General features: G+C 67.7%; 11 protein-coding genes. 6 read left to right on the plus strand and 5 right to left on the minus strand.

The genetic code is table 11. From position 1 onward, the window contains the following. Window positions 1-285 (plus strand): hypothetical protein (locus DMX10_RS30185; RefSeq protein ID WP_371921739.1); only part of this gene is annotated, 285 nt, incomplete at its 5' end. 399 nt (window positions 286-684) lie between these two features. Here the strand turns inward: DMX10_RS30185 and DMX10_RS30190 are convergent. The 3 genes from DMX10_RS30190 to DMX10_RS30200 all read right to left on the minus strand — a co-directional run bounded on the left by DMX10_RS30190 (window position 685) and on the right by DMX10_RS30200 (window position 4,907). Further along, complete coding sequence (locus DMX10_RS30190) at window positions 685-3,129, minus strand: TonB-dependent receptor (protein ID WP_111264554.1); 2,445 nt, start codon at window positions 3,127-3,129, stop codon at window positions 685-687. Window positions 3,130-3,423: 294 nt separating this feature from the next. Beyond that, complete coding sequence (locus DMX10_RS30195) at window positions 3,424-4,398, minus strand: FecR family protein (protein WP_111264555.1); 975 nt, start codon at window positions 4,396-4,398, stop codon at window positions 3,424-3,426. Then, window positions 4,395-4,907, minus strand: coding sequence for a sigma-70 family RNA polymerase sigma factor (locus DMX10_RS30200; protein ID WP_111264556.1), 513 nt, complete (start codon window positions 4,905-4,907; stop codon window positions 4,395-4,397). Before DMX10_RS30200 ends, DMX10_RS30195 begins: the two co-directional genes overlap by 4 nt. A 189-nt stretch (window positions 4,908-5,096) precedes the next feature. On the opposite strand from DMX10_RS30200, the gene DMX10_RS30205 reads away from it, so the two are divergent. The 5 genes from DMX10_RS30205 (at window position 5,097) to DMX10_RS30225 (ending at window position 11,263) form a co-directional block, all read left to right on the plus strand. After that, window positions 5,097-5,630, plus strand: a complete 534-nt coding sequence (locus tag DMX10_RS30205; protein WP_111264557.1) for a sigma-70 family RNA polymerase sigma factor — start codon at window positions 5,097-5,099, stop codon at window positions 5,628-5,630. Then, window positions 5,627-6,592 carry a FecR domain-containing protein gene (locus tag DMX10_RS30210; RefSeq protein WP_111264558.1) on the plus strand — a complete coding sequence of 322 codons (966 nt, stop codon included), beginning with the start codon at window positions 5,627-5,629 and terminating at the stop codon, window positions 6,590-6,592. The genes DMX10_RS30205 and DMX10_RS30210 overlap by 4 nt, the downstream gene beginning before the upstream one ends. Before the next feature lie 105 nt (window positions 6,593-6,697). Continuing rightward, the gene (locus tag DMX10_RS30215; protein ID WP_111264559.1) at window positions 6,698-9,151 is read left to right on the plus strand and encodes a TonB-dependent siderophore receptor; all 2,454 of its coding nucleotides are present in this window, start codon (window positions 6,698-6,700) and stop codon (window positions 9,149-9,151) included. A gap of 123 nt (window positions 9,152-9,274) precedes the next feature. Beyond that, window positions 9,275-10,024, plus strand: coding sequence for a tetratricopeptide repeat protein (locus DMX10_RS30220; RefSeq protein WP_111264560.1), 750 nt, complete (start codon window positions 9,275-9,277; stop codon window positions 10,022-10,024). 276 nt (window positions 10,025-10,300) lie between these two features. Further along, window positions 10,301-11,263, plus strand: coding sequence for a LysR substrate-binding domain-containing protein (locus DMX10_RS30225; RefSeq protein WP_111264561.1), 963 nt, complete (start codon window positions 10,301-10,303; stop codon window positions 11,261-11,263). Between the two features lie 480 nt (window positions 11,264-11,743). Here the strand turns inward: DMX10_RS30225 and DMX10_RS30230 are convergent, their stop codons facing one another. Next, window positions 11,744-13,255, minus strand: coding sequence for a hypothetical protein (locus DMX10_RS30230; protein ID WP_111264562.1), 1,512 nt, complete (start codon window positions 13,253-13,255; stop codon window positions 11,744-11,746). 12 nt (window positions 13,256-13,267) lie between these two features. Continuing rightward, window positions 13,268-13,806, minus strand: a 539-nt coding sequence (locus tag DMX10_RS30235; protein WP_218281348.1) for a hypothetical protein, incomplete at its 5' end; no start/stop codon positions are given.

Below are 13,806 nucleotides of genomic sequence, written 5' to 3' on the forward strand. Positions count from 1 at the left end.
CTGCTGCTCGCCACCCCCGCCGCCTTCGCCCACAACGCCTTCGTCGAGTGCGAAGCCATCGCCGAAGGGCAGATCCGCTGCACCGGCGGCCTCTCCAACGGCAGCGCCGCCCCGGGCGTGACCCTGGACGTGATCGGCTACGACGAAAAGGTACTGGTTGCCGGCAAGCTCGGCGCGGACTCGCGCTTCACCTTCCCCCGCCCGGACGGCGAGTTCTACGTGCTGCTCGACCTCGGCGCCGGCCATACCGCCGAGCTGGACTACAAGCAGATCAAGGGGCTCTGAGGGCGCGCAATCGACAATCGGCGGGCTGAAACGGAGCGACGCCCGGCCCACCCTACACACAGGCCGACCCGGTGCGTGCCGGCGGCAGCGCTGGTGGATGAAAAAAGCGTCATCCACCCTACCCACGAGCCAACTCCGTGCACGCAACCGTAGGGTGGACGATGCTTCACCCGTCCACCCTGCGTGCTCACAGGTAACACCGCTGGTGGATGAAAAGAGCGCCATCCACCCGACCCATGGCCCAACTCCGTGCGCGCCAGCCGTAGGGTGGACGACGCTCCACCCGTCCACCCTGCGAACTCACGGGCGGCACCGCTGGTGGAGGCAAAGAACGACCTCCACCCACGCACAGCGTCACGCCGTAGCCCGCGCTTAAGCCCCGGGCCTGGTCGGCTGCGATCAATACTCCCAGCGCAATGAAGCGGTCAGGCTGCGCGGCTCGCCGTAGAGGTCGCTGTAGACGCTGGTGCTCGCGTAGTACGCCTTGTCGAACAGGTTGCCGACGTTGAGCGTGCCGGTGAAGTGCTCGTCGAAGCGGTAGCGCGCCAGCAGGTCCACCAGGGCGTAGCTGCCCTGCTTGGCTTGCAGGGTGGTGCCGGGGATCACCTGGGTATTGCCGTAGCGGGTCGCGCTTTCCAAGCGCACGCCGCCGCCGAGGGTGAGGCGGTTCAGGTCCCCGGTCAGGTCGTAGGTGGTGAAGAGCTTGACGTTGTTCCGGGGGAAACCGACGTTCACGTCCACGCCCTGCGGGTAGTAGGTGTTCACGTGGCTGTAGGCCGCCTGCACCTGCCAGCCCGGCAGCAGCTCGCCGGCGACTTCCAGCTCCAGCCCCTTGATCCTGATGTTCGCGGGCGCCACCAGCTCGTTGTCGAAGGCGTCGTACAGCCCGGTGCCGACCGCATAGTTGCTCAGCTTGGACTCGAACAGCGCGGCGCTGAGGTTGAGCCGGCCGTCGTAGTACTCGCCCTTGGCCCCGACCTCGTAGCTCTCGCCTTCGGTGGGGTCCATGAAGGTGCCTTCGAGGGTCCGGCTCGATTGCGGCTTGTAGATGCTGGTGTAGCTGGCATAGACCGAGTGGTTGTCGTCCAGGTCGTAGACGATGCCGGCGTATGGCGTGAGCTCGCCGTGCTCGCGCTTCTTCAGGGAGGTCGGGTCGTAGCCGTAGTAGGCGGAGCTCTGGTCGACCTTGAAGTAGCTCAGGCGGCTGCCGAGGATCAGCGACAGGTCATCGGTGAGCGTGAAGCGGGCCGTGCTGTACGCCGCGTACTGGCGCTGGCTGTACTCCAGGTCGCCAATGCGGTTGAACGGCGGCTTGGAGATGTCGCCGCGCCATTGGTAGACGTCGGGAATGGCCGGGTTCCAGCCGCTGCCGCTGCGATCCACCCACAGCGGGTAGGCACCGGTGTTGCTGCGGTAGCGCATGGCGCTGGCACCGACCACCAGCTCGTGCTCGCGGCCGAACAGGCTGAAGGGGCCGGATGCGTAGGCGTCCACCGAATTCTGCTCGGGCTTGCTCGGCCACTTGGCGAAATACAGGCTGGTGCCCGCACCGGTCTGCTGATTGGGGTAGCCATTGCTGCTGAACCAGCCGTACTCGACGTCGTTGTCGTCACGCACGTTGGTGACGGCGACCTTGGCCATCCACTCGTTGTCGAAGCGGTGCTCGTAGGTGCCGAAGATCGAGGTGCGCTGGCGATCGGCGTGGCTCCAGTCGGCGGCCGAGTTGAAGGAGCGCTTGAAGTCGGTGCGCTGGCCATTGCTGTAGAACGCCGGGAAGCCGAAATAGCCGCAGGCATCGCAGTTGCGCACCTGGTAGTCGATGCCGAAGCTGACGGTATCGCGCTCGCCGAGGTCAGCCTCGATCACGCCATAGGCCACCCGCCGCTCGGTGCTGAGGCGATCGGTGAAGGAGTTGGCTGTCTGGTAGGCGCCCACCAGGCGGCCGCGCAGGGTGCCTTGCTCGTTCATCGGGCCGGAAACATCGACCTCGGAGCGGTAGTTGTCCCAGGAGCCGGCGCTGCCCTGGATCGAGGCCGCGAACTCGCGGGTCGGGCGCTTGCGCACCATGTTGATGGTGGCGGACGGCTGGCCGATGCCGCTGAGCAGCCCGGTGGCGCCGCGCACGATCTCGACCCGGTCATACACCGCCATGTCGTTGGACTGACTGCTCATCGAGGGCTCGAACACCGTCGGGATGCCGTCGACCTGGAAGTTCTCGATCTTCATGCCACGGGAAAAGATGCCCACCTCCTCGTCCGAGGAGTTGCTCTTCTTCTTGTAGAGCACGCCCGGGGCCTGGGTGAGGACGTCTTCCAGGCTGACCATCTTCTGGTCGCGGATGCGCTGGCTGGTGATCACGCTGACCGACTGCGGCGTCTCGCGCAGGGACAGCGGCAGCTTGGTCGCGGTACGGGTCGAACCGGTGGTGTAGGAGCCCGTGCCCTCGGTGGTATCGCCCAGCAGCGAGGAGGAGATGGTCGTCGCCCCCAGCTCCAGGGCGCCTTCCGCTGGCGCCGGGATCAATGACAGCGTGCCGCCGGCGGTGACCACCAGCGACAACCCACTCCCCGCCAACGCCTGCTGCACCGCCTGCTCCGCGGTGAACTGCCCGCGCACCGCCGGCGCCTGCTTGCCCTGAATCAACGACGGGTCGGCGGAGAGGGTGCGGCCGCTCTCGCGGGAGATGCGCGCCAGGGTCTCGCCCAGCGGGCCGGCGGGGATGTCATAGCTGCGCACGGCAACCTGGCTGCTGCCGGATTCGGCCAGGGCCACGAGTGGCTGGCCGGCGCTGGCGAAGGCGATCGCCAGGGCCAGCAGGCCAGGGCGCAGAAGGGGGGACGACATGAAGGGCTCCTTGTTCCGTGTGTCGGGTTTGCCCTATCCATGTCCAACGAGGCGCATAAACCCCTCATCGTTCTTGCGAATTTTTTGCATGTGTTCGATGGCGCGCTTCCACGCCCGTCTTTGGCGCCCTTTGGTGGATGAAAAAACCCCACCCCACACACCGGCCAACTCCGCGCACGCCAGCCCTAGGGTGGACGACGCTTCACCCGTCCACCCTTTCGTGCACGCAGGCAACACCGCGGGTGGATGAAAAGAGCGCCATCCACCCTGCGCACGGAGCCACTCCATGCGCGATCAGGCGCGGTCGATCAGGGTCAGCCAGGGGCCGTAGCGGCGCACCCGCACCGGCATGGTCTCGGCCAGCGATTGCAGGGCGGCGCCGCTGTCGTCCAGCGGGAACACACCGAACACCCGCACCTGCGCCGCCTCCGGGCTGATGCGCAGCAGGCCGCGATGGTAGGGGCGCAGGGCCTCGACCAGGTGCCCCAGGGGCTCGTCATCGACTTCCACGCGCCCGTCCACCCAGGCCGCACGGGTCAGCAGGCTGGCAGGGGCCGGCTGGATGCCCGAGGCGCCGAACCAGGCCGCCTGGCCTTCGCCCAGCTCGCCCTGGCGCCCGTCGAGGCAGTCGATGCGCACGCTGTGCTCCTGCACGCAGACCAGGCTGCGCGACGCCTCCTGGCGCACCAGGAAGCGCGTGCCCAGCGCCCGTACTTCGCCCTGGGCGGTGGCGATGACGAAGGGCCGCGCGGCATCGGCGGCGACCGTCACCAGCACCTCGCCCTCACGCAGGCGCAGCAGCCGGCGCGCGCCATCGAAGCGGATATCCACCGAGCTGCGGGCATTGAGGACCAGGCGGCTGCCGTCAGCCAGTTGCAGCGTGCGGCGCTCGCCGGTGGCGGTGTGCACATCGGCGCTGAGGCCCGTCAACGAGGTCACGCGGTTGACCAGCGCACCGCTGCCGGCGCCCAGCACCAGCAGGGCCAGGCCGCCGCGCAGCAGCTTGCGGCGCTGCGGCGAGTCAGGGGCGGAGAGTGCCCGGCTGGCGGCCCGCAGCTGGCCCGGGCTGCGTACTTCGGCGCCCTGCAGGTCGGCCAGCGGCTGCTGCAGCAGGCCGCTGACCCGTTGCCAGGCGAGCAGGTGGGCCGGGTCGTCGGCCAGCCAGCGCTTGAAGTCCTGGCGGTCGTGGTTGGTCACCCGGCCCGGGTCCAGGCGCAGCATCCAGTCGATGGCGGTGCGGGTGTGCGGGTCGAGTTCGGCGTGGCTCATGGCAGCTCCGGATGGGCGCAGAGGCAATGCACGAAGGCACGGCGCAGGTCGCGTTCGACCGTGGCCAGGGACACCCCCAGGAGGTCGGCGATCGCCTGCTGCGGCAAGCCGTCGAGACGGTTGAGCAGGAAGGCGCGGCGCACCCGCTGCGGCAAGCCGTCGAGCAGCCGGTCGATGGCGTCGATGGCCTCGCTCACCAGGGCGATGTCCTCTTCGGAAGGCGCGAACCGCTCGGGCAGCTCCGCGAGGGCCTCCAGGTACGCACGCTCCACCTTGCGCCGCCGCCAGAAGCTGCACAGCAGGCGCCGGGCCAGGGTGTTGAGGAAGGCGCGCGGCTCCTCCAGCTGCCCCAGCTGGCGCGAGGCCATGGCCCGCATGAAGGTGTCCTGGGTCAGGTCGGCGGCATCCTGCGGGCAGCGCAGCTGGCGATAGAGCCAGGCGCGCAGCCAGCGGTGGTTCTCGCTGTAGAGCGTCGCCAGGGAAGCATTGAGATCCGGAGAGGTGGACACGGGGAAAGACCCAGGATTCAAATAAGAATAAGTCGCATTATTGTTGATCCGCGTTCCCGCTGGCAATGCCCGCGTTCACCCGCGCTAGCAGGTCGACCACGGTGCGGTTTGCCAGCACGGGCGACTGCGCATAATATGCGAATCCTTCTCATCTGCATTCAAGCCGCCTGCCCTGCCGGAAGCCACCCGATGTCGACCCTCGACAAGTCCTACCAACGCCAGGTGCAGCACTACTACGTCGAGCACCACGGCTGGATACGCGCCTGGCTGCAACGCAAGCTGGGCAACGCCAGCGATGCCGCCGACCTCGCCCACGACGTGTTCCTGCGCCTGCTGAGCAGGCCGCGCCAGTTCGACAGCGATACCCACGTCCGCGCCTACCTCAGCGCCATGTCCCGCCATGTGTGCGTGGATTTCTGGCGGCGCCAGCAGGTGGAGCGCGCCTGGGCCGAGGTGCTGGCCGGCCAGCCCGAGGCGGTGACACCCTCCGAGGAACACCGCGCCATGGTCCTGGAAGCGCTGCAGCAGGTGCACGCGATGCTCGCCAGCCTGCCGCCCAAGGTCGCCGAGGCCTTCCTCCTGGCCCAGGTCCAGGGCCTGGGCTACCGCGCCATCGCCGAGCGGCTCGGGGTGTCCGAACGGACCGTCACCAGCTACATGGCCCAGGCCATGTTCAAGTGCCTGCTGCTGGAAGCCGAACTGGACGAGGCACTGCGCACATGACCCCGCTCAAGCCCGACCACGCCATCCTCCAGCAGGCCGCGCACTGGTACGCCGAACTCAGCGCCGAAGCCGCCGACGACAGCACCCGCGCCGCCTGGCTGCACTGGCACGGGCAAAGCGAGATGCACCGCCAGGCCTGGCTCTACGTCGAACGCATCAGCCAGCGCTTCGCCCCCTTGCAAGGCGATGGCGAGGTGGCCCTGCAAACGCTCAAGGGCGCCCGTCGTGCCCAGCACTCCCGGCGCCAGGTGCTGCGCACCCTGGCCGTGCTCTCCGGCGGCACCCTGCTCGGCTGGGCCGGCTGGCGCAACATGCCGCTGCCGGGCCTGGTGGCGGGCTGGCGCGCCGACTACCGCAGCGCCACGGGCGAGGTGCGCGAACTCACCCTGGGCGACGGCAGCCACGTCTGGCTGAACAGCGCCAGCGCCCTGGACGTCGACCTGCAAGCCGACCTGCGCCTGTTGCACCTGGTGGCCGGCGAGGTGCTGATCGACACCCACCACGACAGCCGCCCCTTCGTCATCACCACCGCCGAAGGCCGCCTGCGCGCGCTGGGCACGCGCTTCAGCGTGCAGCAACAGCAGGGGCGCACCCGGCTCAACGTCTTCGAAGGCGCGGTGGAAGTACGCAACACCGCCGGCCAGGTGCGCATCGCCCAGGCCGGCGAGCAACTGGGCTTCGACGACCAGGCCATCGGCGCCCTGCAGCCCGCCAGCCAGGGCCGGCAGAGCTGGAGCCAGGGCATGCTGCTGGCCAGCGACATGCCGCTCTCGGCCTTCGTCGAAGAGCTGGCCGCCCACCGCCACGGCCACCTCGGCGTGGCGCCACAGGTCGCCAACCTGCGGGTGAGCGGCGCCTTCCCCCTGCATGACGGCGACCAGGCACTGGCGATGCTGGAAGACGTCCTGCCCATCCGCGTGCACCGCACCCTGCCCTGGTGGCACACCGTGGAAGCGCGCTGATCGCACTGTTCGAAAAAATTTCGCATTCGCGTTTCCGGTTTTTCCTTCTCATCCGAATTAGCGGGTGACAACGGCTTTCTGCCCCTCGAACGACAAGGAAAAAACATGTCACCGCGCCCCTCACGCTTCCCCCTGCGCCCCCTCGCGCTGGCCATCCCGCTCGCCCTCGGCACTGTCGCCGCCCTCCACGGCACGCTGGTATCCGCCGCCGAGCAGATGCAGGAGCAACAGTTCGACATCCCCGCCGGCCCCCTGGCCGACCAGCTCAACCGCTTCGCCGTGCAGGCCGGCATCTACCTGGCCGCCGACGGCGCCCTCACCGCCGGCAAGCAGAGCCCGGCCCTGCAGGGGCGCTACAGCGTGGACCAGGCGCTGGGCATCCTCCTCGGCGCCAGCGGCCTGCAGGCCCTGCCCACCGGTGAACGCCGCTACCAGTTGCAACCGCGCAGCGAAGGCGACGGCCTGCAACTGGACGCCACGCGCATCCAGGGCAGCAGCTACCAGGAAAACGCCTGGGGCCCGGTGCAGGGCTACGTGGCCACCCGCAGCGGCACCGGCACCAAGACCGATACGCCGCTGCTGGAAATCCCCCAGACCTTCAACGTGATCACCGCCGACGAGATCAAGGCGCGCGGCGCGCAGAGCATCACCGAGGCGCTGCGCTACACCGCCGGCATGACCGGTGGCGGCTTCTCCGACCGGGTGAAGATCTTCGACGAGCCCACCTCGCGCGGCTACTTGCCGACCCCGCTCTACCTCGACGGCCTGCACCTGCCCTATGGCGGCGGCAGCACCGGCGGCGCCCTGCAGATCGAGCCCTACTCGCTGGAACGCATCGAAGTGATGAAGGGCCCTTCCTCCGTGCTCTACGGCCAGAACCAGCCCGGCGGCATGGTCAACATGGTCAGCAAGCGCCCCACCGCCGAGCCGCTGCACCAGATCCAGCTCGGCACCGGCAGCTACGACCGCAAGAGCGGCGCCTTCGACCTCGGCGGCCCGCTGGACGACCAGGGCCAGTTCCTCTATCGCCTCACCGGCCTGGCCAGCGACAGCAACGCGGAAATCGACTACGTCGAGCAGCAGCGCCTGTTCATCGCCCCGAGCCTCACCTGGCTGGCCAGCGACGACACCAGCCTCACGCTCTACGCCCAATGGCAGAAGGACGACGGCGTGCCCGAGGCCCAGGGCCTGCCCAGTGAAGGCACGGTGTTCGCCAACCCCAACGGCCATATCTCCCGTGACCGCTTTCTCGGCGAGCCCGGCGTCAACGACTACAACCGCAAGCAGAACGCCCTGGGCTACGAGCTGAGCCACCGCCTCGACGACGTCTGGACGTTCAGGCAGAACGCCCGCTACGCCTATGTCGACGACCACTACACCGCGCCGCTGCACGGCTACCGCTTCGTCGCCAACCCGGTCACCGGTGCCAACGACAAGCGCTACCAGACCCGCTACGGCGTCGACTGGGCGCAGAAGAACAGCGTGTTCGGCGTGGATAACATCGCCCAGGCGCAGTTCGACACCGGCGAGGCCCGCCACACCCTGCTCATCGGCCTGGACTACTACCACTTCAACTCGAAGTTCGACGGCCAGTACGACTACAACCCGCCGATCATCGACCTGTTCGACCCGGTCTACGGCCAGGCGCTGCGCTTCGGCAACCGCTACAAGTGGGACAACACCGTCACCCAGACCGGCCTCTACCTGCAGGACCAGATCAAGCTCGACCAGTGGATCCTCACCCTCGGCGGGCGCTACGACTGGGCCGAAACCGACAACCGCGCGCCGATCCAGGGCACCCACAGCAACGTCAAGGACGAAGCCTTCACCGGCCGCGCCGGCCTCACCTACGTCTTCGACAACGGCCTGGCGCCCTACATCAGCTACTCCGAATCCTTCCTCCCGCAGACCGGCACCAACGCCGCCAGCCAGCCCTTCGAGCCCTCCACCGGCAAGCAGTACGAAACCGGCCTGAAGTACCAGCCCAGTGGCCAGGAAAGCTTCATCCAGCTCTCGGTCTACGAACTGGAGCAGGAAAACATCCTCACCACCGACCTCGCCAACCCCGGCTTCAACGCCCAGACCGGCGCCATCCGCTCCCAGGGCGTGGAGCTGGAAGGCAAGGCCGCGCTGACCGAGAACCTCAACCTGCTGGCCTCGGTCTCGCGCAACGACATCGAATACAGCAAGGACAACGACGGCCGCAAAGGCCGCCACCCGGCCAGCAGCCCGCCGCTCACCGCCTCGCTCTGGGCCGACTACCGCTACATCGGCGACGGCCCGCTCTCCGGCCTCGGCGCCGGGTTCGGTGCCCGCTACGTGCGCGGCAGCTACGGCGATGACTACGAAGGCTCGTTCCAGATCCCGTCCTACACCGTCTACGACGCGGCCGTGACCTATGACTTCGAGCACTCGGTACTGCGCCTCAAGGGCGTGAAGCTGGCGGTGAACGTCGAGAACCTCACCGACAAGACCTACGTCGCCAGCTGCCGCAGCATCTGGGACTGCTACTACGGCCAGGGCCGCACCCTGGTGTCCAACCTCAGCTACGACTGGTAAGCACCATCACAACGTGACCGGCTCCACAGCCGGCCACCTGACAAGCGCATGGCGGCGTGATTTCATAGGCGCCCGCCCTTTCCGGGCGGCGCCCATCGACTCTCCAAGGGACTGGAAACCGCCATGCCACTGCTCGCCCTGCTCGTCATCGCCTGCCAGGTCACCTGCGGCCTTCACGTCGTCCGCAGCGGGCAGGAACGCTACTGGCTGTACCTGATCATCGCGCTGCCGGGCCTCGGCTGCCTGATCTACTTCCTCGGCATCATGCTCCCCGACCTGCTCGGCAGCCGCACCGGCCGGCGCACCGTCAACCGCCTGCACGACACCCTCGACCCCGAGCGCCACCTGCGCGCCCTGCGTGACGAGCTGGACCTGCGCGACACCCGCGAAACCCGTGTGCAGCTGGCCGAAGAGCTGCTGCGCCTGGGCCGGGCCGACGAAGCCGCCAGCCACTACCAGGCCGCCCTGCGCGGCATCCATGCGCACGCGCCGGACATCCTCCTCGGCCTCGCCCAGGCGCAGTTCGCCAAGGGCGACGCACAAGGCTGCCGCGACACCCTCGACCGGCTGATCCAGCACAACCCCGACTACCGCTCCGCCGACGGCCACCTGCTCTACGCCCGCGCCCTGGAAAGCCTCGGCGATACCAGCAAAGCGGAAGAGGAATACCGCGCCCTCTCGGGCTACTACACCGGCCCCGAAGCCAACTACCGCTACGCCCTGATGCTCCGCCAGCTGGGCCGCCAGCGCGAAGCCCGCGAGCTGCTGGAACAGATCCAGCACTACGCCCGCCGTTCCCCCAGGCACTACCGCAACCTGCACGGCGAATGGATCAGCCTCAGCCGCGACGCCCTGCGCGAGATGCAGCCCTGAGGCCATAGCCAACGGGCACAACCGGGCCTGTGCGCATGCAGCCGCCGCTCACCTCGAACGTAGGGTGTGCTGCGCGCACCTGGAGCTCGCCGGACGCACCGTGCGGCGGTGCGCACGGCACACCCTACGGCACAACCACCATCAAAACTCGGCAACCCGCTGGACTCAAAAACTCTCCAGCAGGCACCACCATCCACATCCCCCGCTCGTCCCCGCTTTTGATTACCATGCGGTGCTTTGCGCACCCCACCGCCCTTTGACCCGTCGAGGCACCGCATGAAATTCACCCCCATGTCCGTGGCGCGGAAGCTCAAGTTCTACCAACTGGTGGTGTTCGACCAGGTGCTGCAAAGCGGCTCGCTGCTGCGCGCGGCCCAGGCCCTGAACCTGACCCAGCCGGCGGTGACCAAGATCATCCACGAGCTGGAATCCTACTTCGACGCCCCGCTGCTGATCCGTGGCAACCGCGGGGTCACCGCCACCGAGCTGGGCGAGCTGGTGGTGCGCCGGGCCAAGTCGCTGCTGGCCGAATTGCGCTCGCTCACCGACGAGGTCAACGCCTTCCAGGAAGGTACCTCCGGCCATGTCATGGTCGGCACCCTGATCTCCGCCTCCAGCTCGCTGCTGCCGCGCGCCATGCAACTGCTCAAGCAACGCGCGCCCAGCGTGCTGGTGTCCCTGCGGGTGGGGCAGATGGACCAGCTGTTCCCGGCCCTGGCCGTGGGCGAGGTGGACCTGGTGGTGGGCCGCGTGCCGGACGACTGGGGCTGGCGCAACGAGTCGCCGATGCTGGAAGTCGAAGTGCTCTATGGCGAGGCCCTGTGCGTGGTGGCCGGCGCCCAGCACCCGCTGCAGGGGCGCTCGCCGGTGAGCCTGGCGGAGCTGCACGGCTACCCCTGGGTGCTGCCGACCCGCGACTCGCTGCTGCGCCGTACCGCCGACCGCCTGTTCGCCGAGGCCGACCTGGGCACCCCGGCCAACGTGGTCGAATCCCTGTCGATCCTCACCAACATCAGCCTCATGCAGGACCAGCAGACCGTCGCCCTGATGCCCTTTGAAGCCACCCGCCAGTTCGCCGATGCCGGCATGCTGCGCGCCCTCGACCTGGGCGCCCCGCTGCAGTTCGGCGACATCGGCTACTTCCACGCCGCCAACCGCGACCTCGGCCCCGCCGCCCGCCTGTTCCGCGAATGCCTGGAACAGGCCAGCCGCGAGCATGACCAGGGCGCGCCGGCCTGATCGATGCGTGCACGTTGGGTAGGTGCGCACATCATGTAAGCGCGCGGCGATTTTGGCACTTCGAAGCGAGCCATTTGGCACTAAAGAAAACGTGGCAAATCGCAAATGATTTGGCACTTCTGGCTGATCACTTGCCAGATCGCCTGAACGTGGTAACCCCAGCCACCTGCGAGACTACTTGACCCTGTATTGATAGTCGGTCCATTGGAGTGACGACGACTCGGCGAGTGGGCTGTTGTCGGTCCGAGTGAAGCTCATAGAGTGAGTCCCCAAGATGCACAAGCGAAATAGGGATCAGCTCAACCGACGACTGCCCCCCAGGCTCTTCGAAGCTCACAAAAGCAAGGCCTTGGTAAATCTCACCCTCAAGCATGTGTCACCCTCAAAAAAGGCACCTTGTAGCGTAGGTATGATGCGGGCCTGGAAGAATAGCTCAACAGGGCCGATGACTGGCCGGGCAGTCATCACGATGGGAGCTTACTAGCTCCAGTTCCCGCTGGCGTACCAGACACCCGTCCGCGGGTCGCAGCGGAACCGAGCATGATGGCCAGGGGCGCTCAGCTCGACAGCACCGGCCGGGTATAGCGTGGCGCCGGCACCAGCCTCGAAACGCCAGGTCCTGGCGTTACCCGCCGCGACTGTCACCTCGACGAACAGGTCGGGGTCGCCGCCCAGCTGGTCGATCCCGTTGGCGCTGTAGGCATTGCGGACGGTGTCGTTGAACCCTGCCGGCAGTTGGATGACCAGAGTGCCCGCCGTGGTGTCGCTCAGGTAATGGTGCTGCTGGACTACCTGCTCGCTGATGGCAAACGAGCCGCTCGCATAACCGCACTCCATTTCATGCCAGGCCCCTGCCCAGTTGCCCCACACGTTCGGCACCACCGTTCGGCTCGTGGCCCTCATGGCATCCACCCAGGGCGTCGCCAGCGGGTCGGCTGAGTCACGCCAGGCGTAGCCACTGGCGGTGCGCTCCAGGACAAAGCGCGCCTCACGGGTGGGCGGCTCGGGTAGCGATTGGGTGATCGCGCGCAGGGCAAACGGCGCCGCCAAACTGCCGGCCAACTGGAAGGCCGCGCCACCAGGGCGCAACAGGTCGGCGGCGGTGATGTTGCTACTGCCGCCACTCTCGCCGCCGCCGGCCAGGTCGATTAGGATCGGCTGCGGGTGCAGGGTGACGGTGCCCTGACTCAGCCCTGATGTCAGGTAGCCGACCACCAGGATGGTGGCGACGTGCAGGTCCTCGGCCGTGGCGGGTGCCTCACCTTCCGGGCCGCGCCCGTTGAGGTACGCCCCTCCCACGGTGACCGCGAACGATTGCCCGCCGCCCAGCACACAAACCGGGGCACCGACCCAATCGTCCAGCGTCCCGGCCGGCAACGCGGCGGTGTCTGCTTTCAGGTCCGCTAGGGTGCAGGTTCCGCCCACCAGAACCTGGACAGGTTCACCGCTGGCGACGCCGGCAGCCAGCACCCTTCCGACCAGGTAGCCAGGCAACAGGCCCAGGCTGCTGCCGATGTCCTCCTCCAGGAGGTACGCATAGCGGTCAGTCTGCCCAGGGGTGTTGGAGTCGCCACCTACCGGATAGAGGCCTACCAGCTCGCCGCCCGCAGTGGCCTCGCTTCCACCCCAAAGGGCGGTCACGCTGTACGCGCCGGACGACCCGCCGCCCGCATTGGCGGCCTCAAGCAAGGCCCGGCCAACGCCGGCAGTCCAATAGGCGCTTACGCGCGTTCCTGCCGGCCAGGCCCTGGCCTCGGTGCCTTCCTGGCCGCGTTGCAGCGTGATGGAGCCACCGGAAACTGCCACAGCCTTGACGATCTCGCCGCTGTCGTCGTCGCTGGCGTCTTCGCTCGAAAGCGTCAGCACGTAGTAGCCGCCGGCCAGGCTGCCAAGGGCAGCCGCTTTGCCGGCGTCGATGGTCATGGCCTCGGCCTCGGCGCTCAGCGCTGCCAAAAGCTCGGTCGTCCAATTGTTGATGAACAGTGGTTGCACTTGAAATAACTCCTAGATGTAGACGACTGAATTGGGCTCGCCCAGGACGTATTGCCCAGTGAACGGGTCAATGGCTCCGTACAGGGGTTCGGGCCGGCCGGTGACGGGATAGGGGCGATCCCGCCGCACCAAGTCGACGCCACCGGGATAGGCGGTGTAGCCGTAACGGTCACGCTGCCGCTGGCTGCCAACCACGCGGAACGCCTCTAGCAGGCACACCAAGTGGTTGCTCCACCAGTGCGCCCAGCACTGCCAGCTGTAAGTTTTGGTCGGAGAACGCATAGGCAGGGTGAAGACGCGGCGGGCCGCGCTCACCAGCCACTTTTCCGGGTTGCCCTCGCCAAAGCGCCCTTGCTCATCTATCGACAGGTTGTCGCCGCCTGGGCCATAGCCACCGCCCAGGCCCAGCGAGAGGCCGGGGAGCGTGCTTTGTGCCTGGTCGATGGTTTCACCGTCGATGCTCAGCACCCACCGATCATGCAGCTCGGCCACCTGGGGACCAGGTCGGCCCGATAGGCCGGTCGAGAAACCCACCACACCGGCGGCGTTCA

The organism is Pseudomonas sp. 57B-090624 (assembly GCF_003234055.1).
Taxonomy (GTDB): Bacteria; Pseudomonadota; Gammaproteobacteria; order Pseudomonadales; family Pseudomonadaceae; genus Metapseudomonas; species Metapseudomonas tohonis.